Origin of the sequence: Natrinema salifodinae (assembly GCF_900110455.1) — an archaeon.
Classification (GTDB): domain Archaea; phylum Halobacteriota; class Halobacteria; order Halobacteriales; family Natrialbaceae; genus Natrinema; species Natrinema salifodinae.
Genome location: NZ_FOIS01000003.1, coordinates 174871 through 195452, shown reverse-complemented (window position 1 = coordinate 195452; position 20582 = coordinate 174871). Strand labels below are relative to the sequence as shown.

Here is a 20582-nt window from a genome sequence, read left to right as displayed (position 1 = left end):
GGATCCGTTCGCTCGCGCCCGTAGTCGCGAGCGACTCGCCTGATATCGAAATCCAGGTTCAGAAATCGAAGGTGTACTCGTTACTCACTCCCGAGGCTCGACTCCACCCGAGCGATCGGCTCCGGAGAGCCGACGAAGACCGGCACGCGTTCGTGCAGTGCGGTTGGGTCCAGCTGTCGGAGTCGGCCCGGTTCCGTGTCGGCGTCCGTTTCGGTTCCGGTGTCGCCGATCGCCCGCCCGCCGGCGGTCTCGACGATGTGTGCGATCGGATTCGCCTCGTACTGCAGGCGCAAGACGCCGTCCGGTCGGCGATCGGTGCGCGGATAGCACAGCACGCCACCGTGTTCGAGGAGTGTCACGACATCGGCGACGGCTGCGCCGCAGTACCGTAGCCGCCGCTCGGCGCGGAACGCGTCGACGAGCCCGAGGAGTGCCGGCGATAGATCTTCGCGGCGGCCGGAATACCCGCAGACGCCGTCGATCTCGTCGCCGTTGTCAGCGCCGTCCGCGGCCCGCTCGCTCGCGAGGGAGACCCGGCGGGGGTCGGTCCGCTCGCCCTCGTCCTCGTCGACTCGGTACCGAACGACGTCGCCGTCGGCCGCGACGGTCATCGTGACGGTCGGCCCAAAGATCACGATCGCGCTCGCGACGAGGTCGGTACCGCGAGCCGGCAGGGGCGCGTCGTAAATTCCCAGAACCGTCCCGATCGGACCGTTCGCGGCGAGGTTGTCGGAACCGTCGAGCGGATCGATGGCGACGCCGTATCCGCCCTCGTCTCCGCCTCCACGTCCGCAGTCGAGCACGTCGGCGCGCTCCTCGCTCGCGTAGGCGCCGACGGCCTCGAGCGGCGCGAGCGCCTCGCGAAACCGGTCGTCGAGCCACCGGTCGGCCGCCGACTGATCGTCGCCGGTCGGGTTGCGTTCGTCGGTCGCCTGGCCGTCGTCACCGGCAACGGCGGCGGTGGCGGTAGCGGCGCCGCGGTGGCCGCGCAGACGCGGAAGTTCGGCGGGTACGTCGGCGGCAACTGTTGCGACCGCGTCTAAAATCGGCTCGTGATCGGCGTCCGCATCGGCCGCTGTCATAGTGCGCCGTCGGCCGACGCGCCCTCGAAGATCACCCGCTCGAGGGCGTCGAGGATCCGTTCGGGATTCTCTCGTTGCCAGACGTTCCGCCCGACGGCGAGTCCGCCCGCGCCGGCGTCCATCGCGGCCTCGACCATCGAGAGGAATTCGTAGTCGCTCGTCTTCGAGCCGCCGCTCAGAACGACCCGGACGTCGCCGGCCGCGTCGACCGCGTGCGCGAGCGCCTCGGGACTGCGCGGGTACTTCACCTTCGCGATGTCGGCGCCTAGCTCGAGCCCGATCCGGGCCGCGTAGGCGATGACCTCGGGGCTGCGGTGTTCCTTGATCGCCTGGCCGCGCGGATACGACCACATGGCTACGGGGAGATCGTGGTCGCGCGCTCGCTCTTGCACCGCGCGGAACTCCTCGAACATCTCGGGCTCGCGGTTCGTGCCCGGATAGACGGTGTACCCGATCGCGTCGGCGCCAGTCTCGACGGCGCTCTCGACGGACCAGGTCTGTGGCGAGTAGGGTTCGCCCTCCCAGAGGCTCGAGGTCCCGTTGCACTTCGCCAGGAGCGATACGTCGTCCTCGTAGGAAGGGTAATACGTCTCGGCGAGGCCCTTCTGGACGGCCAGCGCGGTGACGGCGTCGTGGGTCGCCATCTCGAAGACCGTCTCCGGATCGAGTCGGTCTTCGACGCCCTCGAAGGCCGACGGACCGTGCTCGAGGCCGTGGTCGTGAGCGAGGATGAGCGATTTCCCGTTTCGGCTGATCGGCGTCTCGTCGAACGCGTTCATGTACCGTACGCATTCGAGCCCGGTGATGAATTGTTTTCGAATACGATTGTTTTTGATCGAATAGAATGGATTAATGGCGCAAATATACAACAACCGGTATCGACGCGACCGAACGTGACACGCGGTGACCGGTCGCGGCGTCGCGCTCTCCGCACATCGAATGCGTTCGACCGTCCGCCGGTTGTGAAAGCAATCCAGACACCTATCCCACTCGCCGTGATTGGGGCAGATATGCCACGCGACGACACCCTCGCCGGCGTCGATTCGCAACTCGCCGACACGGACCGCCTCGAGACTCACTACCTCGAGTCGGGCGGCACCGACCGCACCGAGCGCGAGGGCGAGACCGTCCTGTTCCTCCACGGAAACGTCTCCTCCTCGCGGTTCTTCGAGGACGTAATGGCCGACCTGCCGGCTCGCCACCGCGCGATCGCGCCCGACATGCGGGGCTACGGCGACTCCGAGACGAAACCGGTCGACGCGACGAACGGCCTCGGCGACTTCGCGGCCGACCTCCGCTCGTTCGTCGTCGACCGCGACCTCGAGACGCCGCTCGTGCTCGTCGGCTGGTCGAACGGCGGCGGGGTCGCGATGCGATACGCGATCGAACATCCCGAGGACGTCGCCGCGCTCGTGCTCGTCAACCCGGTCTCGCCGTACGGCTTCGGCGGGACGAAAGACGCGGAGGGCACGCCCTGTTTCGACGACTACGCGGGGTCCGGCGGCGGGATCGCCAACCGGGCGTTCGTCTCGAACCTCGCGGATCGCCTCCGCGAGACGGCGGACGAAGCCGCGCCCCGGAAGCTCCTGCGGACCTACTACGTCGACCCGACCCACGAGTTCGACGCGGAGCGCGAGGAGTCGTACCTGACCGGCATGCTCGATACGGCCACCGGCGACGAGAACTATCCCGGCTCGGCGACCGACAGCGACAACTGGCCGGGCACCGCGCCCGGCGAGACCGGCGTGAACAACGCCGTCTCGCCGAAGTACTGCCGGCTCGACATGATCTCCGAAATCGACCCTGAGGACAAGCCGCCGATCACCTGGCTCCGCGGCGACTCCGACCAGATCGTCTCGAACGCCTCCCTGTTCGATCCGGGCACGCTTGGCCGAATGGACGAACTGCCGGACTGGCCAGGCGAGGACGTCTTCCCGCCCCAGCCGATGGTCGATCAGACCCGCGCCGTCCTCGAGCGCTACGTCGATCGCGGCGGCAACTTCGAGGAGGTCGTCTTCGGCAACACCGGCCACACACCACACGTCGAAGTGCCTGGCGACTTTCTGGATCGACTCGAGGGCGTCCTCGACTGAGGGAACCCGCTCGTCTCTGCGCGGGGCCTGATCCGTGTCCGACCGGCGTTGCTCCGCGATGCGTCGGTGGCGTTTCGGACGCGAACGTGCGCGGTCGCTCTAAACCGGGTGCCGACGTGGGCTTGCTATTGCCCACAGATATGAGAGACAATTCGAATACTGTATTGATACTGGTACCTCTCGCAATCGTTACTCGAGGAGCCGAGACCGCTCGGTAAAGAGAGCGAATCGATCACGAGATTCCGGTAAGGCCGACCTCAGATCGAACGGAAACAGCCGTATTTTGCGTCCTGAAACGGCATATCGGTGAGAAGACGACACTCTCCTCGAAATTTGCTCCGGCTGATGGGATCGAGCCGATCGGCTCTCCGTCTCTCTGCGGACTCGATCTGAAATATCGTAGTACGACGCCGAGCGGCGCGATTCTGAGATATTCGGTCGTGTTCGTCCCCACTCAGTCTATTAGGCCAGGCCGTCGCTCCTCGCAACGACGACGCACCGGCTTCGGGATCTTCTCTCGGATTCGAATGATACTCCGTAGAATGGTAACTGGTGGCTCGGAAGCCGCACTACCGATCGGGCGGGCGGTGCGCGATCGCGACGCGGCTGACAGCGCCCCTCCTCGAGAGTGGAACTCGCAGCTCCGTTCTCCCGTCGGTCTCGTGCGATCCGAAACTAGTCGGTCGACTGCGTCGCGGCGGTTACGTCCGGCGCCGAACGTCGGCGGACTGCCGCGATGGCAAACAGGGCCATGATCGCGAACCCGAGCACACCGATCGCCAGCAGCGCCTGGCCGGTACCGAGCCGCGCGATCAGCGGTTCGGCCGCGATCGGCGAGACGAACATGCCCAGAAACATCGTCGTCGTGACGCCACTGAGGGCCCGACCGCGATACTGTTCGCTTACTCGTGCGGCGACCCAGTAGTTCAACGTCGGCGTGAGCAGGATGAGTCCGGCACCTGCGATGACGATCCCGACGACGATGATCCAGTACCGCTCGGTCGCGCCGGCGACGAGGAAGCCGATCCCGGCCGCGGCGAAGATGCCGGCGATGATCGCGATGGGGCTGAACCGCTCCCGAATGCGATCGAAGTTCAGCGACACGAGCCCGGCGACGAGCGAGACGGTCGCGATCGCGATTCCGGTCATCGTGCCGCCGACGGACGTGACGGTCTGCAGGTAAAACGGAATCTCGACGTTGATCTGATTGTATCCGATCATGCCAATGAACATGGTCAGGTAGACGCCGGCCAGGAACCCGAGCGGGAGTTCGTCGAGGATCTCCCGGAGTTCGGCGAGCGCGGGCAGCGAGGTGCCGTCGCTCGTCGCGCCGACATCGGGCTCGTCGACGAAGCGGACGACGAGCGGGACCATGAGCAGCGCGACGAGGTACGTGAGGAACACGGTCCGCCAGTTGAGGTCGGCCATGACGCCGCCGGCGACCATGGCGACCGCGGCCCCGAACGGCATCATCGCACCCTGCCAGCCCATCACGGTCTCCCGGCGCTTGCCCGTGAAGTAGTCCGCAATGAGCGTCGTAACGCTCACCATGATCCCGGCGACGGCGATTCCGAGGAAGACTCGGGTCCCGAGGATCAGGTACAGCGAATCGAGGAAGTACGCCGAGCTGGGACCGATCCCGTAAATGATCATCGAGACGATCAGGACGGGCTTTCGACCGTAGCGATCGACGAGCACGCCGATGATCGGCGCGAAGACGGCGATGATCAGGCCGGTCAGCGTACTGACGAGCTGGGCGAGGACGCCCGCGTTGGGTACCGACGAGAACGCCGCTTCGATCGCCGGCAACACGGGGTTAACGATTCCGCCCGAGAGCGCGGGTAACGTAGCCGCCAGCAGCAGCGTTCCGATCGTCGCCCAGGGCGTCGCGTTTCGGTCCGTCACGACGCTCCCACCCCGTTGGCCGTCGCCAGATCGATCGACCGCGATCGACGTGTCACTCGCTTCGCGGGTCGCTCCGAGCCGCGTTGGTGCCGATTCCCCTTTCTCGAACCGCTATTCGAGCCGATAGTACTCGATCTACGTCGCATATTTGTCATTATCGATCGCCTGTGTGTCTGGTACTCGAACCCAGCGTGTAGAAAAACAATGTACATTAACTATAGTAAAACATTGCGGTTCCGGTGAATCCGGCTGCCGAGAGCGGAGACGGCGATGGGACTCGGAGCGGCTTCCGACCGAAAAACGCTCATCGGTCGCCGCGGACAACTGTAATCGAACGCGGCCGTTCCTACACGTCCACGTCGAACGTTGCCCGAACGTCCCGCGAGGAGCGACCGACGAGAATCGTGTTCGTTCCCGTCGCGGCCGTCCAGCCGTCGTCCTCGTCGTAGTACGCGAAGTCGTCGCGATCGAGCGAGACGCGCACCGTCGTCTTCTCGCCGGGTTCGAGCGTCACGGCATCGAAGGCGACGAGTTCGCGGTCGGGACAGGCGACCGGCGCCGACGATTTCCGCGCGTACACCTGAACGACTTCTTTCCCGGGCCGCTCGCCGACGTTGCGGAGATCGACGGCGACCTCGAACCCGTCGTCGGTCTCGCTGACGGTCGCGTCGCCGTACTCGAACGTCGCGTACGACAGGCCGTGCCCGAAGGGAAACAGCGGCTCGACGTCGTGTTCGTCGAAGTACCGGTAGCCGACGAAGACACCCTCGTCGTACCGTGCCGACCCGTCCGTTCCGGGGAAGGCCGCCTCGTCCGCCGTCGGATAGTCCGCGGCCGAGCGACCGAACGTGACCGGGAGCCGACCGCTCGGATCGTCGTCGCCGAACAGGACTGCCGCGAGCGCCTCGCCGTCGGCCTGGCCGGGGTACCACGTTTCGAGGACGGCGTCGACCGCGTCGAGCCAGGGGAGTTCGACGGGGCCGCTGGTCCGGAGGACCACGACGGTCCGATCGGCGGCGTCGGCGACGGCCGAGATGAGCTCGTTCTGCTCGCCGGGGAGTTCGATGTGGTCTCGGTCTTTGAACTCCGTGGCGTCGTCCTGAGCGACGACCACCGCGCAGTCGGCGGCTTCGGCGGCTGCCACCGCGTCGTCGATGCTCGCGCCCGCGTCCGTGTCGCCGTCCGCGTCTGCAGCGGTCGGCTCGTCCTCGTCGTCGAAGAACGACGATTCGGCGATCGGGGACACGCCGCGTTCGAACGAGAGGTCGGCCGCCCGCTCGGCGAGCCCCTCGCGCGGACTAGTCTCGGTGACTGGCGATACCTCCGAGGAGCCGCCGCCGCCGAGTTTGGCGGCGTCGGCGTTCGGGCCGATCAGTGCGATCGAATCGGACTCGTCGAGGGGCAACGTGCCGTCGTTGGTCAGCATAACGGTCCCCTCGACCGCGATGTCGCGGGCCAGGCGGCGGTGTTCGGGCGTGTCGAGTTCGCCCTCGCGCGCGTCGGCTTCGCCCTCGGCCTCGAAGCGACCGACCGCCTCCATCACGCGCAGGAGCCGCTCGATCTTCTCGTCGAGAACCGACTCGTCGACCGCGCCGGACTCGACGGCCTCCCGAAGCGGCTCGCCGAAGTACGCCGGCACGTCCGGGAGGGGCGGCAGTTCGCCGTCCTCGTCGTCGGGCGCCTCCATCTCGTCGTCCGCTTCGCCCGGAAGGTACGCTTCGAGGTCGACGCCTGGCATCTCCAGATCGAGCCCGGCCAGCGCCGCGTCGACGGCGCTCCGGGTCCCCCACCAGTCGGAGACGACCAGGCCATCGAATCCCCACTCGTCTTTCAGCACGTTGGAGAGGAGATGCTCGTGATCGCTCATGTGAACGCCGTTGACCCGGTTGTACGCGGTCATCACCGACAGGACGTCGGCGTCCTCGACCGCCGCGCGGAACGCCGGCAGGTAGATCTCGCGCAGCGCCCGCTCGCTCACGTCGGCGCTCACCTCGTAGCGGTTCGTCTCCTGGTTGTTCGCGACGTAGTGTTTGACCGTGGCCGCGACGCCCTCGGACTGAATCCCTTCGATGGTCCCGACGCCCATTCGGCCGGCGAGGTGCGGATCTTCGCTGTAATACTCGAAATTCCGCCCGCTGTGGGGCGTTCGGATGATGTTTACTCCGGGGCCGAGCACGACGTCCTGATCGTGTGCGGCTGCTTCGCGACCGAGCGCGGCGCCGAACTCTCGGGCCAGATCCGGGTCCCACGAGGACGCGAGCGCGATCGACGAGGGGAACGCGGTCGCCTGCTCGCCCAGCGCTCGTACGCCGAGGGGACCGTCGACCATCGTCAGCGGCGGGACGCCGACCCGATCGTTGCCGGGCACGTAGCCCGTCGCCTTCTCGTCCGGATCGAGCGTTCCGTGGACGAGTTCGAGCTTCTCTTCGAGCGTGAGGTCGTCGACGAGTGACGTGCTGTCGGACTGCATTCTATCGCTCCTCCGTGTGACGCATACAGTACGTACGGAATTGACGCATGATTTATAATGCTACGTTCTCCGGGGAATATCTCCCTGTTCGCTCGTCGTTCGCGCCGCCCCGGCGGACCCAACCTATAAGCCACGTTCACGAGAACGTTGCAGTGATGGTACGACTAGCAGTACTCCGCTTCCGATCGAGCCGCGGACAGCGAACGGACGGCCAAGGGGGTGAGCGGCTGTGACCGCCGGCGACGAATCCGATCGCTCGACCGCGGGTACCGACGGCGATGGTCCGGAGGCGGCCGACGCGGAGTATGCGAAGTTCTGGGTGAACACCGAGGACGACGACTACGAACCGGTCGACGTTACGAACGTCAAAGAAGAGTGGGAAAACCTGACTATCTACCTCCCGGACGAACTCCGCGACGAGATCGAACTGGCCTTCCGGGAGACCAGCTACGAGTGTATGCGCGCGAAAAACTACGACCTCCAGAAACTGCGCGACTTCTACCCGCTGTTGATCGTCCTCGGACTCGAGAGCCTCGAAAGTATTGAAGGTGAGGATGTTACTGATATCCTCGCCTACAGCGCCGCCGAGTACGAGTTCGAGTAGGGGCGCTCGACGTTCGAAGCGCATCGATACGGAGCAGCGGGACACGGTACACCCTGAAACTGGAATACCGGACAAGCATTACAATTATATGAATGTAAACTGCGGGGCTGAGATCGTCGATCGCGAGACTATGGACGGCAATTCAGCGCTGAAATCGGCACGCGAGTATTGAATATAGTACTATCAGTACGTACTCTGAGTCGGTTGATACTCCACCGAATCCAGCCATTCGTCCGAATAGTATCATATACTATGCTATCTCGGAAACTATATAGTATCGATAGCGGATAATCGGTGAAGCCGACGGTCAAAATCGCTTTCTGGACCGTTTAACTTGCTAAAACACGTTCCGTGACGGAACCATGATCTCTCATTCACGAAAAGCCGCCCGCTCGTGTTCGAAGCCAGGAAAACGCTGTAAACGTCCTATTCGCTAATTTGTATCGACCGTTATTCGGGAACCGAACTCAACAGAGAGTATGGTGAATTCATATTTTTCCTGTCTTGTTCGCATGTCTCCCTATATTCAAGGGAGTTCATGTAGCACAACGGATCCCGGTTCTTATTATGCGGCTCACAAAAGTGCGCTCGAATGGTCGACGAGGGGACTCCGACGTACGAAGACCGCCAGGCGTCCATCGACGAACGGGTAGACGACCTCCTCGATCGCATGACGCTCGCGGAGAAAACTGGCCAGGTGACCGGCGCATTCTCGTCTGACGCTCGGGCCGACCCCTACGGCAGCCACGCGCTCAAAGACCTCGAGTCGCTCGTTCGCGAGCGCGCGATCGGGTGGGTCACGCCGTTCGCGACCGGCTTCTCGAAACACAACAGTCCGGCCGTGGTACCGCGCATCGCCAACCGCTTACAGCGGATCGCGCGCGAGGAAACCAGGCTCGGCATCCCGCTGCTCGTCCCGGTCGACGCGGTCCACGGCCACGCGAACGTGGCGGGGGCGACCGTCTTCCCGCACAACCTGGGCCTGGCGGCGACGTGGAGCCCGGATCTGGTCCGGCGGGCCGCCCGCGTGACGGCGACTGAGATGCGCGCAACCGGTGCGACGGTGAACTACTCGCCCAACACGGACGTCGCCAGGGAGCCGCGGTGGGGACGGACGTACGAGACGTACGGCGAGGCCGCCCGCCTCGTCGGCGAGCTGGCGAGGGCGGAAGTCGAAGGGTTACAGGGCGGCAGCGACGGCTCCGGGCTCGCTGATTCGACGGCGGTCGCGGCGACCGTCAAGCACTTCCCGGCCTACAGCGCCCCGCAGCGCGGGGAGGACGCTGCCCCGAACGACGTCTCGATGAGTACGCTCCACCGCGTGTTCGTCCCCCCGTTCGAGCGCGCGATCGACGCCGGTGCGGCCGCGGTGATGCCGTCGTACAGCGCCGTCGACGGTGAACCGATCCACGGCTCGCGGCGCTTCCTCACCGAACTCCTGCGCGATGACCTCGGCTTCGACGGGCTCACCCTCTCGGACTGGCACGGCGTCGCCTTCCTTCACCGCCGACACGGAACCGCGCCGTCGCTGCGGGACGCAGTCGACCAGGCGACGCGGGCGGGCCTCGACGTGGCCTCGATCGGCGGCCGGGAGTACGCGGATCTGCTGGTCGATCTGGTCGAGGAAGGGAGGGTTCCCGAGGCGCGGCTGGACGAGAGCGTCCGCCGAGTCCTCGAATGCAAGTTCCGACTTGGGCTGTTCGATGACCCGTACGTGGACCCGAACGAGGGCCAAGAGGTGGTCGGGAGGGACGCCCACCGCGAGCTATCGCTGCAGTGTGCGCGCGAATCGATCGTTCTCCTGCAGAACGACGGCGACGCCTTGCCGTTCGGCGACGACGTCGACGAGCTCCTGGTGACGGGTCCGAACGCCGCCTCCCTCGACGCCCTCTGTAGCGGCTGGACCGTCGCCGGCCTCTCGGAAGCCCACGGGACGACGGTCCGCGACGGCCTCGAAACGGTGACCGACGCGAGGACGACGGGGACGACGGTTACCTTCGAACCGGGTGCGTCGATCCGAGCGACGACGGACGCGGAGCTCGACGCGGCGGCCGCCGCCGCGGAAACCGCAGACGCGGCGGTCGTCGTCCTCGGCGAGACCTGGTACGTCCACGAGTTCGGGCCGGAGTCCGTGACCGGACCGACCGACGAGTTCCCGACGCGAAGCCAACTCGAACTTCCGCAGGCACAGACGCGACTGCTTGAACGCGTCGCCGACACGGGGACGCCGACCGTTCTGGTCGTCGTCGCCGGACGGCCCCTTGCGATCCCCGACGAGAGTCGGCTCGCCGACGCCGTTCTGACGGGGTTCTATCCGGGTTACGAGGGCGGCCGGGCAATCGCCGAGATCCTCGTCGGGGAGACGAACCCGTCCGGTAGACTGCCGATCTCGATGCCGAAATCCGTCGGTCACCTACCGACGGTCCACGATCACCGTCCGTCCCCGCGGCCGCTCGGCGAGGACAACCATCCGCCCGCGTACGATCCGCTGTTCGCGTTCGGGCACGGCCTGAGTTACACCGATTTCGAGTACGAATCGCTCACCTGCACCGCCGACCGCCTCGACCCCGACGACGACCTCGACGTGTCGGTGACCGTGGCGAATCGCGGCGACCGCACCGGCACTGAGGCCGTTCAACTGTACCTCCGCGACGTCGTTAGTTCCCGCGTGACGCCGGTCCGAGAACTGGTCGGCTTCGAACGGCTGACGATCGCGCCTGGCGAGCGGAAACGAGCGACGGTCACGCTCACACCCGCGGAGTTAGGCGTCACGCATCCGGACGGATCGACCGTCGTCGAACCGGGCCGGTTCGAGGTGATGAGCGGCGGGCTCTCGGGCGAGTTCACGGTCACGGAGTGAGCCGTGATGAGTTGCCGGGAGTAGCGACGCAACTCATACGACACTTACCAGAATCGAAAGTGTATGTATATTATGATAGGTTCGGATATCGAGCGGCGCTGTTCGATCCGGTTCGAGTCCGATCGACTGATCGATCAGATCAGACGATATCGAGGGTGTCTCTGTCCGCATCGGCGAGTTCGACCAGCGCGTCGGCCTCGAGGAGGTGACACTCGCCGGGAACCACGAGCAGATGGAGCGGATCGCCGAACTCGCGCTCGGCCAACTCGGTCATCGTTCCGGCCTCGACGTGCGGATCGGGACTGCCCGCGCGGGCGACGACGACGCCGACCAGGTCGGGGTACGCCTCGGCGAGCAGGTCCGCGCCGACGTCGGCGGTCATGTACTCCTCGCGGTCCGCCTTGATGTCGAGATAGACGACGGTGTGTAGCCCATCGGCCCGGTTCTCGTCGATCGTCTCGGTCACGCTCGCCGGAAGGCCGTCGGCGCCGTGTGCATAGGGAAACGGCAGCGTCGTCGCCTTCCCGAACCGATAGTTCTGCAGTCCTGTCAGGGAGCTGGTGGCGGTTTGGGCGGTGACGCCGTGGATCACTCGCGTCTCGATCCCGCGGTCGTGGGCCCGCAGCCGCAGGTCGACGTGGGTCGTCGAGATCATCGTGTCCCCGGCCGTCAGGAAGGCGACGTCCTCGTCTTCGGCCGCCGCGAGCATGTCGTCCGGCTCCTGTTCGACGCCGGCTCGATCTCGGACCTCGATTTCGACGTCGTGGTGAGACTCGAGGTCGTCGATCGTCGTCCCGATCAGTTTACTGGTGTAGAATTCGGCGTAGACGCGGTCGGCCGCGCGCAGGGCCGCCTGGCCCTCGACGGTGATCGACCGTTCGTCGTAGAGACCGAGGCCGATGAAGGTGAGCATGGTCGTTCGTAGTCCCAGCGTGCGGAATACGTTTTCGAGACGGCGTGGCCCTCGGCATCGGAGCGCGATCGCTGTCGTGAGCGCACGTCACAATCCGATGTGTGAGGTCGACGCGGGACCGTCGTCATCGTCATCTTCGTCCACGTTGCCGTCACCGTCGTCGATTCCGCCCTCGTGGACGAAGGTCGCGGCGTCGTCAGTGAGGTAGACAGTGTCGCCGTCGACGTCGATCTCGACCGTCGGCAGGGTCGTATCGGCCGCCTCGCCGTTATCGCAGTACCCCGAACAGGAGTCGAACATCGATCCGTGTTTCGGGCAGATGATCTTCCCGTCTCGTATCGCCGCACCTCGTCCCGCATCGAGGCGCTGAGATTCGTGGGTGCAGCGATTGATCCAGGCCTCGACGCCGTCCTCGCAGGGAACGAGGATCGCCTCGTCTTTCTCGCCGTACTGATCGCGGATCGTGAACAGCCACGACCGGTTCTCGCGGACCGTCTCGACGGTCGTCAGCCGCGCTCGCTCGCTCATCTCGACGAACGGTATGTACGCCCGGTGGAAAAACACTCCCGACGGCCAGCGAATTTCATATAGCACCTATCGATTTACTATGTGGACCGGTCCGCGAACGGGGGCGAAAACGTCAGCGTTACGGCGACCCGTCGGCCAGTTCGAGTATGGAAGTCCCGTGCGTCCGCGTCGCGCGTGAAGCGGGGGAACGGACGCGTACGACGCTCGCCGACGCAGATTTGATCGACGATGCGTACGAGATCACCGTCGAGGACGGCTGGCTCTACGTTCCCGTCACCGATCCCGACGCCGTTTCTGGGGCGCTCGACGACGATTTCGAGCTCGTCTCGCGGCCGGTCGACGAACGCGACAGCCAGACGATGCCCGCGGATCTGCTCGCGTTCGCCCCCTCCTACGAGCGGCTCGGGAAAGCCGCGCTTATCGACGAGGACGACCCCGAGCGCGCGCAGACGATCGCCGATGCCATCGTCGAGTCGGATCTCCCCGTCGGAACGGTGTTGAACAAGGCCTCGAAGGTCAAAGGCGAGACGCGCGTCCGGGACTGGGAGCTGCTCGCGGGCGCGGACACCGAAGTCGTCCACCGCGAGTACGGCTGTGAGTTCGCGCTCGATCTTGCCGCGGTGTACTTCTCGCCGCGGCTCGCGACCGAACGCCACCGCGTCGCCGAGCAGGTCCAATCCGGCGAGCGGGCGTTCGATATGTTCGCCGGCGTCGGCCCGTTCGTCGTCCCGTTCGCGAAACGCGGCGCGGAGTGCGTCGGCGTCGACATCAACGCGGACGCGATCGAGTACCTTCGGGAGAACGCCCGCCGAAACGGAGTCGAGGACCGCGTAACCGCGATCCGCGGCGACGTCCGCGACGTCGCGTCCGACTACGAGAATTGGGCCGACCAGCTCGTGATGAATCTCCCCCACAGCGCCGACGAGTTCCTCGAGTCGGCCGTCACAGCGGCCGGCGACGACTGCGTGGTCCACTACTACGACATTCAGCACGAGGACGATCCGTTCGGACCAGGCGAGCGCGCGATCCGTGCGGCCGCCGAACCCGAGTACGAAGTCACCGTCGAGACTCGCCACACGGTCCGCTCCTATGCGCCCCACGAGCTGAACGTCTGTCTGGACGTGCGACTCGAGCGGTAGGAAGGAGGAGAGCCCGACCCACGATGGTCCGTCACACAACCGAATCGATTCGCAATCCTTATGGCTGCCATCGGTCTTACGAGTAAATGCACACAGCGCCGGTGTAGCTCAGACTGGCAGAGCGAATCCTTCGTAAGGATTAGGTCGAGGGTTCAAATCCCTCCACCGGCTTAAACCCTCAGGTTCAAAGCTTCTACCTGCAGGTATCGATTCTTCCGGAAGTTGTGCTTCTTCCAGTAACCTGAATCCGAGGTTCAAAGCCCATTCTACCAGCGGCCAGAACGGGGGTGTTGCAGCGTGAGTTTCGCCACCGACGGGACCGGCCCGTTCTGCGGAGCGCTCAGCTGCACCGACGGTGCCGACGTCGTCATCGACCACCCGAAGCACGGCGAACGACTGGCCTGCAACAAGTGCGCGACGGGCTACGTGGTGATCCGCCGTGTCTGATCCGGACGTCCATCCGGAGGATGCCCTCGAGGTCGCCCAGCGAGCGCTAGCCGAAGTTCAGGACCTCAAGGAACGCGTCGCCGAGTTCGAGGCTGGCGAAGGCTCCACCGACGAGGCTGTCGAGTACGACGATCGCGACAGCGCCGTCATCGAGCACCTCGAGCCGGGCGAACCGGTCAAGATCGTCGAGCTTCGCCGACTGTACCGACGCCACACCGACATCCGGTCCGATACCACGCTGAAAAAGCGCATTCAGGGACTGGTCGCCGGCCCCGATTTCGATATCGCCGGCGTCGGTGAGATCTGCTACGACCCAGACGGTGATCGTGCATGAGCGACGAGTACGCCGAAGCCCGCCGTGCCGACGAAGCGCTCGACGAGGACGGCGCGAACCAGATGGCGTTCCGGAAGCTCATCTACGGGTTCGCCGGCGACGACGTCGACCCAGCCGAGTGCGGTCCCGTCGAGGCAGCCGAGCGTGCTGTCGATCGCGTCACCACTCTCGAGGAGGAGAACGAGCAGCTTCGGCAGCGCGTGGTCGAGTTCCGCGACCAGGTTAACAAGATGAACCGAGCAGCGGAGTTCTATCAGGACGTTGCCCGGAAGACCGCGGCGAAGCGAGATCGACAGGCCGCGATCGTCCTCAAACACGCGGCGAGAGTCACCAGCGGAGCAACTGGTCGCGAAGAGTACGACGGCAACCGCATTCAGGACGTCCTCGAGGCTGCCGACGTGGAGATCCATCGGACGAACACCTACGACGTCATGGAGAAGGCCGAGGAGTTAGTCGGCGACAAGAACGTCTGCCGGTTCGAGAAAGAGCCACGCTCGAGTTCGAGGAACACGCGGCTGATCGTGAAGTCGCCGACTGAACTCCCGGAGTCGGTCGCCGGCGTCCGGATCCACGAAGGGGTGTTGTCTGGGTGAACACCTGTTGCGGAGGTGTTGCGGTTACACAACACCTCATGAGGGGGCCGCCGCCCCCAGGACCGTCCTGAGTACAAGGACGGTTGTACTGGGAGAAAATCCCCTGAAGTAATTCAAGAAAGCAAATGTCGATTAGTCATCGGTACGCTCGCACATCGCTCGCATCGCTCGCATTCGAACGACGCAACACCTCTCGATCGGTGTTGTGTAGTCTACACACCTCCACAACACCGGTCCAACGGAGGTGGATCGCGTAATGTCGGCCGCAAAAGACGCTGCAAACGCGGAACTCGTGGAGGACTTCCAGGAGTTCTTCCGTGGCTACTACGACGAGGAGATCCGCACGCTCGCCCAACACTACCCGAACGAGCAACGTTCCCTCGAGGTCGACTGGGAGGACCTCTTCCGGTTCGATCCCGATCTCGCGGATGACTACCTCGCTCAACCGGAGCAGTTCCAGCGGTACGCCGAAGAGGCGCTCCGGATGTACGATCTCCCGATCGACGTCTCGCTCGGGCAGGCACACGTCCGCGTGTACAATCTGAACGAGACCGACTCGTACTACCCGGGTTGGTTCTCGCCGACGAAGCGTCACAGCAAGGAACCGTATCTCACGATCGAGGGGCAGGTCGAGAAGGCGACCGACGTCGATCCGAAGATCGAGGAAGCGGCCTTCGAGTGCCAGCTCTGTGGCACGCTCAACCGGGTCCCGCAGTCTGGTACGGCCGATGACTTCCAAGAACCCCACGAGTGCTCGGGCTGTGAACGGCAGGGACCGTTCCACATCAACTTCGATCAGTCGGAGTTCGTCGACGCCCAGCTGCTCCGGCTGGCCGAGCCACCCGAGGTCGTCCGAGGCGGCGAGGGGACGAAGATCGACATCACCCTCGAGGACGACCTCACCGATCAGGCCGAGCCCGGCGATCGCGTCGACGTCACCGGTCGCCTCCGACTCAAGCAGGACGGCTCGAACAACAAGAAGAGCAACCGGTTCAAGCCCTACCTCGAGGGCCACCACATCGATATCTCCGATACAAACTTCGAGGACCTCGAGATCACCGAGGAAGACAAACAGCAGATCGAAGCGATCGTAAACGGCGAGTACGGCCCGTTGTTCGAGGCCATCCTCGGCAGCATCGCACCCGACCTGACTGGCGAGAAGTACGACCTCATCAAGGAGGGACTCTTCCTGATGCTGATCGGCGGCGCGACCGTCGAACTCGACAACGGTCGCGAGGTCCGGGGCGTCTTCCACATGCTGCTGATCGGCGACGCCTCGACCGGGAAGTCGACGCTCCTCCGGGAGGCGAATCTGATCGCCCCGCGGTCGGTCTTCGCGAACGGCAAGGGTGCAACCGAGGCAGGGATGACCGCGACGGCGAAACAGGACGACTGGGCAGACGGCGAGTGGACGCTCGACGCCGGCGCACTCGTCCAGGCGAACAACGGCCTTGCATCTATCGACGAGATCGACAAGGTTCGCGAAGACGTCCAAGACTCGATGCACGGCGCGATGGCGGACATGAAAGTCGACGTCAACAAGGCTGGGATCAACTCGACGCTCCCCGCGGAGACGTCGGTGTTCGCTGGCGGCAACCCGAAGCACGACCGCTGGGACAACTACGTCGCCGACAGTGAGCAGATCGACCTGAGCGAGACGCTGCTCTCTCGGTTCGCGCTCATCTTCAAACTGCAGGACATCCCGGACGAAGAGACGGACCGAGAGAAGGCCGAACACGTCCTCGAGACGAAAGAGAGCGCGAAAGCGAAACGGGCCGGCGAGGGAACCGACACCGATGACGACGACCGCGTCATCGACCACGGTCTCCTCCGGAAGTACGTCGCCTACGCCCGCCAACTGCCCGACCCGCGGTTCCGAACTGAAGAGGATCGGAATAAGCTCCGCGATGCGTACGTCCGAATGCGAGCCGTCAATGGCTACGACGAGGACGCACCCGTCCCGATCACGCTGCGGAAGCTGCAGGACATGCACCGACTGGCCGAAGCGAGCGCTCGAGCTCGTCTCTCGCAGTGGATCGAAGAGGAGGACATCCAACGCGCGAAGCGGCTGGTCGGCGAGTCGCTGCAGGACTACGGGATGAACGAAGACGGCGAGTTCGACGCCGACATCGTCGAGGCGAACACCTCGAAACCTCAGCGCGACCGGGTCAAGAACGTCGAAGCAGTCATTCGGGAACTGCAGGCCGGCAAAACTGGCGGCGTCCCCTATGAAGACATCTTCGAGGAACTCGAAGAGGTGGGGATCTCGAAGGAAAAAGCGAAACACGAGATCGAGAAGCTAAAACAGAAGGGCGACGCCTACGAGCCGAAGACCAACAAGGAGGTGCGGGTGACGTAGATGGCCCGATCATCTACCACCCAGACGGAAGCAGAACGGCGCAAGCGCACGAAGGAAGTCTACGGAGCGCTCATCCGCGCCGTCGATCACAACAGTGGTCGCAAACAGCCCCCGCTCGCGAAGAAGACATCGGTCATCGGAACGCTCCACGCCGCCGGCCACGGCCGTTACGGCCTCGAGGAACTCCATAAAGCGATCACAGCCGCCTGTCGCAACGGCGATCTCTTCCGGGCCGAGGACGACCAGGGCGATCTCCGACTGGGGATCAACGACGCCGAGAAACTGGATAAGAAGAATCGAACGTACTTCTCGAGAGTCGACGAGCCGCAGCGGCGTAGTGATGTGGTCGGGATCGCGAACAAACGCGTCCAGAAGCTTCGGGGTGTTTGGGATGACCGGTAACGCCTCGAGCGATACTGAACGCGAGAATCCGTTTGCAGACCGAGGCACGAACGACGTTGAACGAGTGACGTGCCAGCACGAAGACGGATGCAAAGCGCCCGCGAATCTGTGGGCGACGTGGCCGGAGGACCGTGAACTTGCGGAGGACGGGACGCCCGTCTGCGACACTCACGCTGACGAACTTGACCGGTCAGATGAACCGGTCCTGTTTACGACGATGACCGGCTCGGAGCGGTATGTTCTCACGGACACTGATCGGTCGGTCTCACAGTCTGAGAACTCTACGCGAAGCGAAGGGGGTGACGACTCGTGACGACCGGCTACGTGGTGAACCTCGAGAACGGTCACAACGGCTACTGCGTCGAGAGCCTCATCGGCGTCACCTACTGCGGTGAAGCGTTCGATCCCACGACCGTCGAACGCGAACTCTATGCGGTCGATCGCGGCCACGACCATCCGCACAACACGCTCTGCTTCGACTGCTCGAAGGTCGACTCACGAACAGTCCGGGGCGCAGTCCGAGGTGTGCTCAAGGGATGAGCGTCTTCGAAGATACCCTCGAGCTCTGGCGGAACGCCCTCGAGGACGACGACGTCGCGACCGTCGACGGCCCGACCTCGATCAAGACACTCCTCGAGGCCCGCGACCGCTTCGAGCAGCTGGGCAACGAGCCTCACGATGGCGTCCTCGTCATCTCGATCGACATGGCCCGTGAGATCCCGCGGGGCTGGGTCGAGGTTGAGGCGCACTCTCTGAATCCCGGCGGCCATGAGGATTTCCGGCCGTTCGACGACAAGATGGTCACGGTCATCGACGGGGCCGAACGGAGTGCGTTCATCTGCCGATCCGACGCCATCCGGCTGGACATGACTGTCCTCGAGCCCGACGGCGTCGTCGCGATCGACTTCGAAGCTACCGAACACCATGCCTGAACAACTCCCGACAGAGATCCACGACTGCACGGCAGCGACGAAACTCGTCTGGATCGTCCTTGAGCGCATGGAACCGACCACGGCACAGGCGATCGCCGACGCGACCGATCTCACTGTCCGGACCGTCCGCGACTCGTTGACCGAACTCGAGCAGCGAGACGTCGCCGGCCACGTGCTCCAGTACGACGATCTCCGAAAGAAGCACTACCGGACGGTCGATGTGAAACTACCCGAAAAATAGGACTGCTTTTCCAGTCTTTAAGCGCGACACTCACTATACCTGATAGCAAGCCCAAACTGGGGACGCCATCGGGGCGGGTGAACCGGGGGCCACCAGCGGAGAGTGTCTTCTTATGCACGGTACACACGCCTTCTGTCCAGAGTCCGGTGCGTCGCTCTCGGAGGATACAATCGTCACCGAGGACGGCCAAGAACTCCGCTACTCGACCGGCGACAACGCCTACGGCGACGACTCGTACATCCTCACCACCGGCTCGCGATGCTCGAGCAAGATCGCGCTGATGAGTCGCTTTCGGGAGTGCCACGAACGGCACTTCGGAACGCGGTGGATCGACGAGGACCGCGTCGCCCAGCTGTACCGACGCGTCGCCACCCACCTTCGGAAGCTCAAAGCAGAGGCCAACGGCGAATCCAGCACTCGCGACGAGTGGGTCTGGTTCGCGCTGGCCGAGCGCCTCGATCGGGAGGATGAGCCTACCGACTGGATGCACGCCCACGCCGATCAGGTCTGTCCGAACTGCGGTGGCCAATTGCAGTGGTATGACGCGCTCCGGGGTTCGCTCCCGAAGTGCGTGAACGACTGCTACGGCGACGGCCGCTTCGTCGGTGGCGAGATCTGCGACCGCGTCGCGACAGTCTACAACCGGGCGTTCGGCGGCGACATCGGCGAGGGCGTCAAACCGACCGAACTCGAGGTCGTCCCATGACCGGCCAGCCAATCGACGAGGGCATCCCGGTCGAGGTCCGCTTCGCCGGGCGTCGCCTCGAGGGCGTCGTCGACGAAGTCCGCTGGACGCCGACGTTCAACGATCCGCACTCGGAGATCGTCGTCGACGCCGACGGCACCATGATCACGACCGGTCGGGCTTCTATCCAACCCCGATGACGTCCGACGTCGCCCCTGCCCCGTCGGACTGAGGGCCCTACCATCGCTTCCGCTGACACACCTCGTTTCGGGGCGGGCACCATCCCGCGATTACTCAGCGTCCACGGGCCGTCCCGACCCGCGCCGGGATCAGGCCGGGAAGGCCTCTCAGAACACGCGACCCGGCGCACCCCCTTTTCATACTGATAAACCATGCTCGAAGCACTACCAGACGACGTCGTCTACTACGGCGGCGTCGCGATCGTGTCGCTGCTGGTACTCGCCCGACACTATGTCGGTGAGCACTACTTCAACGACCGGGCCCGTTTCTGGGGTCCGCTCCGGCGACACGCTATCCCGATCCTGCATCGCCTGTTCCAACGCCACGACGAGAACCTCTACGCTGAGACCGAGGTCGGCATCAACGAGGTCGTCGACATCGTCGACCGCTCACCCGAGGACATCCTCGAGGACTTCGCGGAGGCTGGCTACGAACCCCAGCCACTGGCCTCTTTCGCGACAGATTGGAAGGGCCGACCGGAGGTCGCGAGCTGGGCGCGCTATGAGGGACCGAAGCCGTTCCGTGGCGCCCCGAATTTCTTCCGGCCTCGCCAGGTCCACGTCCGACTGTTCGAAGCTGACGACGGGACTGTCATCACCGCCCATGAAGAGGCAACGTCGTGGCGTCCGGACCAGTGGCGAGATCACTACCGCGGCGAGACGATGGACGTCGAGACCGGTGTCGTGATGGTGGCGTTCGATCTCGGTCTCGATCACGTCATCGAGGAGTTCACCGACCCGATCGAGGTCTGATAG

21 protein-coding genes and 1 tRNA gene are annotated in these 20582 nt (G+C 64.5%); 16 read left to right on the top strand and 6 right to left on the bottom strand.

Annotated features, from left to right (window positions below; genetic code table 11):
- Positions 1–80: 80 nt before the first annotated feature.
- Together BMY29_RS11020 and BMY29_RS11015 are read right to left on the bottom strand one after the other, a co-directional pair.
- Positions 81–1082: a class 1 fructose-bisphosphatase gene (locus BMY29_RS11020; RefSeq protein WP_049991279.1), complete on the bottom strand. Its 1002-nt coding sequence runs from the start codon at positions 1080–1082 to the stop codon at positions 81–83.
- The gene (locus BMY29_RS11015; RefSeq protein WP_049991280.1) at positions 1079–1861 is read right to left on the bottom strand and encodes a class I fructose-bisphosphate aldolase; all 783 of its coding nucleotides are present in this window, start codon (positions 1859–1861) and stop codon (positions 1079–1081) included. Before BMY29_RS11015 ends, BMY29_RS11020 begins: the two co-directional genes overlap by 4 nt.
- A 231-nt stretch (positions 1862–2092) precedes the next feature.
- Between BMY29_RS11015 and BMY29_RS11010 the strand changes: the two genes are divergently transcribed.
- Positions 2093–3175, top strand: a complete 1083-nt coding sequence (locus BMY29_RS11010; RefSeq protein ID WP_049991281.1) for an alpha/beta hydrolase — start codon at positions 2093–2095, stop codon at positions 3173–3175.
- A gap of 675 nt (positions 3176–3850) precedes the next feature.
- Here the strand turns inward: BMY29_RS11010 and BMY29_RS11005 are convergent.
- Together BMY29_RS11005 and BMY29_RS11000 are read right to left on the bottom strand one after the other, a co-directional pair.
- Positions 3851–5080, bottom strand: coding sequence for an MFS transporter (locus BMY29_RS11005; RefSeq protein ID WP_049991282.1), 1230 nt, complete (start codon positions 5078–5080; stop codon positions 3851–3853).
- 346 nt (positions 5081–5426) lie between these two features.
- Positions 5427–7550, bottom strand: coding sequence for a beta-glucosidase (locus tag BMY29_RS11000; RefSeq protein ID WP_049991283.1), 2124 nt, complete (start codon positions 7548–7550; stop codon positions 5427–5429).
- Between the two features lie 229 nt (positions 7551–7779).
- Between BMY29_RS11000 and BMY29_RS10995 the strand changes: the two genes are divergently transcribed.
- On the top strand, positions 7780–8154 hold the full coding sequence (locus BMY29_RS10995) for a DUF8160 family protein (protein WP_049991284.1): 375 nt from the start codon (positions 7780–7782) through the stop codon (positions 8152–8154).
- Between the two features lie 592 nt (positions 8155–8746).
- Positions 8747–11014 (top strand): glycoside hydrolase family 3 N-terminal domain-containing protein, encoded by a 2268-nt coding sequence (locus BMY29_RS10990; protein WP_049991285.1) that lies wholly within the window; start codon positions 8747–8749, stop codon positions 11012–11014.
- A 139-nt stretch (positions 11015–11153) separates the two neighbouring features.
- On the opposite strand, the gene dph5 is transcribed toward BMY29_RS10990, so the two are convergent.
- Positions 11154–11927, bottom strand: coding sequence for a diphthine synthase (dph5, locus tag BMY29_RS10985; RefSeq protein ID WP_049991286.1), 774 nt, complete (start codon positions 11925–11927; stop codon positions 11154–11156).
- An 87-nt stretch (positions 11928–12014) separates the two neighbouring features.
- The gene (locus BMY29_RS10980; protein ID WP_049991314.1) at positions 12015–12455 is read right to left on the bottom strand and encodes a Rieske (2Fe-2S) protein; all 441 of its coding nucleotides are present in this window, start codon (positions 12453–12455) and stop codon (positions 12015–12017) included.
- Positions 12456–12601: 146 nt separating this feature from the next.
- Here BMY29_RS10980 and BMY29_RS10975 point away from each other — a divergent pair, with 146 nt between their 5' ends.
- From BMY29_RS10975 to BMY29_RS10915, 13 genes are all read left to right on the top strand, one after another.
- Positions 12602–13594: a class I SAM-dependent methyltransferase gene (locus BMY29_RS10975; RefSeq protein ID WP_049991287.1), complete on the top strand. Its 993-nt coding sequence runs from the start codon at positions 12602–12604 to the stop codon at positions 13592–13594.
- Between the two features lie 97 nt (positions 13595–13691).
- Positions 13692–13765: transfer RNA gene (locus tag BMY29_RS10970), tRNA-Thr, on the top strand.
- 126 nt (positions 13766–13891) lie between these two features.
- Positions 13892–14041: a hypothetical protein gene (locus tag BMY29_RS21075; RefSeq protein WP_173424934.1), complete on the top strand. Its 150-nt coding sequence runs from the start codon at positions 13892–13894 to the stop codon at positions 14039–14041.
- A complete protein-coding gene (locus BMY29_RS10965; RefSeq protein WP_049991288.1) occupies positions 14034–14375 on the top strand; it encodes a hypothetical protein in 342 nt (113 codons plus the stop codon). The genes BMY29_RS21075 and BMY29_RS10965 overlap by 8 nt, the downstream gene beginning before the upstream one ends.
- Positions 14372–14968 carry a hypothetical protein gene (locus BMY29_RS10960; protein ID WP_049991289.1) on the top strand — a complete coding sequence of 199 codons (597 nt, stop codon included), beginning with the start codon at positions 14372–14374 and terminating at the stop codon, positions 14966–14968. The genes BMY29_RS10965 and BMY29_RS10960 overlap by 4 nt, the downstream gene beginning before the upstream one ends.
- Positions 14969–15224: 256 nt before the next feature.
- A complete protein-coding gene (locus BMY29_RS10955; RefSeq protein WP_049991290.1) occupies positions 15225–17327 on the top strand; it encodes a minichromosome maintenance protein MCM in 2103 nt (700 codons plus the stop codon).
- A complete protein-coding gene (locus BMY29_RS10950) occupies positions 17328–17729 on the top strand; it encodes a hypothetical protein (RefSeq protein ID WP_049991291.1) in 402 nt (133 codons plus the stop codon). It begins immediately after the preceding gene.
- Positions 17730–18038: 309 nt separating this feature from the next.
- A complete protein-coding gene (locus BMY29_RS10940; RefSeq protein WP_049991293.1) occupies positions 18039–18269 on the top strand; it encodes a hypothetical protein in 231 nt (76 codons plus the stop codon).
- Entirely contained in the window at positions 18266–18661 is a 396-nt protein-coding gene (locus tag BMY29_RS10935; RefSeq protein ID WP_049991294.1) for a hypothetical protein, read from the top strand. The genes BMY29_RS10940 and BMY29_RS10935 overlap by 4 nt, the downstream gene beginning before the upstream one ends.
- The gene (locus tag BMY29_RS10930; RefSeq protein WP_049991295.1) at positions 18654–18902 is read left to right on the top strand and encodes a hypothetical protein; all 249 of its coding nucleotides are present in this window, start codon (positions 18654–18656) and stop codon (positions 18900–18902) included. Before BMY29_RS10935 ends, BMY29_RS10930 begins: the two co-directional genes overlap by 8 nt.
- Before the next feature lie 112 nt (positions 18903–19014).
- Positions 19015–19608, top strand: coding sequence for a hypothetical protein (locus tag BMY29_RS10925; RefSeq protein WP_049991296.1), 594 nt, complete (start codon positions 19015–19017; stop codon positions 19606–19608).
- Positions 19605–19787 (top strand): hypothetical protein, encoded by a 183-nt coding sequence (locus tag BMY29_RS10920; RefSeq protein ID WP_049991297.1) that lies wholly within the window; start codon positions 19605–19607, stop codon positions 19785–19787. The genes BMY29_RS10925 and BMY29_RS10920 overlap by 4 nt, the downstream gene beginning before the upstream one ends.
- 192 nt (positions 19788–19979) lie before the next feature.
- On the top strand, positions 19980–20579 hold the full coding sequence (locus BMY29_RS10915) for a hypothetical protein (protein WP_049991298.1): 600 nt from the start codon (positions 19980–19982) through the stop codon (positions 20577–20579).
- Positions 20580–20582: the final 3 nt, after the last annotated feature.

Excerpts from the sequence above, each read along its gene's own strand:
- BMY29_RS11020 (WP_049991279.1), bottom strand. The coding sequence starts at position 1,082 with ATGACAGCGGCCGATGCGGACGCCGATCACGAGCCGATTTTAGACGCG.
- BMY29_RS11015 (WP_049991280.1), bottom strand. The coding sequence starts at position 1,861 with ATGAACGCGTTCGACGAGACGCCGATCAGCCGAAACGGGAAATCGCTC.
- BMY29_RS11010 (WP_049991281.1), top strand. The coding sequence starts at position 2,093 with ATGCCACGCGACGACACCCTCGCCGGCGTCGATTCGCAACTCGCCGAC.
- BMY29_RS11000 (WP_049991283.1), bottom strand. The coding sequence starts at position 7,550 with ATGCAGTCCGACAGCACGTCACTCGTCGACGACCTCACGCTCGAAGAG.
- BMY29_RS10990 (WP_049991285.1), top strand. The coding sequence starts at position 8,747 with ATGGTCGACGAGGGGACTCCGACGTACGAAGACCGCCAGGCGTCCATC.
- dph5 (WP_049991286.1), bottom strand. The coding sequence starts at position 11,927 with ATGCTCACCTTCATCGGCCTCGGTCTCTACGACGAACGGTCGATCACC.
- BMY29_RS10980 (WP_049991314.1), bottom strand. The coding sequence starts at position 12,455 with ATGAGCGAGCGAGCGCGGCTGACGACCGTCGAGACGGTCCGCGAGAAC.
- BMY29_RS10975 (WP_049991287.1), top strand. The coding sequence starts at position 12,602 with ATGGAAGTCCCGTGCGTCCGCGTCGCGCGTGAAGCGGGGGAACGGACG.
- BMY29_RS10960 (WP_049991289.1), top strand. The coding sequence starts at position 14,372 with ATGAGCGACGAGTACGCCGAAGCCCGCCGTGCCGACGAAGCGCTCGAC.
- BMY29_RS10955 (WP_049991290.1), top strand. The coding sequence starts at position 15,225 with ATGTCGGCCGCAAAAGACGCTGCAAACGCGGAACTCGTGGAGGACTTC.
- BMY29_RS10950 (WP_049991291.1), top strand. The coding sequence starts at position 17,328 with ATGGCCCGATCATCTACCACCCAGACGGAAGCAGAACGGCGCAAGCGC.
- BMY29_RS10935 (WP_049991294.1), top strand. The coding sequence starts at position 18,266 with ATGAGCGTCTTCGAAGATACCCTCGAGCTCTGGCGGAACGCCCTCGAG.
- BMY29_RS10930 (WP_049991295.1), top strand. The coding sequence starts at position 18,654 with ATGCCTGAACAACTCCCGACAGAGATCCACGACTGCACGGCAGCGACG.
- BMY29_RS10925 (WP_049991296.1), top strand. The coding sequence starts at position 19,015 with ATGCACGGTACACACGCCTTCTGTCCAGAGTCCGGTGCGTCGCTCTCG.
- BMY29_RS10920 (WP_049991297.1), top strand. The coding sequence starts at position 19,605 with ATGACCGGCCAGCCAATCGACGAGGGCATCCCGGTCGAGGTCCGCTTC.
- BMY29_RS10915 (WP_049991298.1), top strand. The coding sequence starts at position 19,980 with ATGCTCGAAGCACTACCAGACGACGTCGTCTACTACGGCGGCGTCGCG.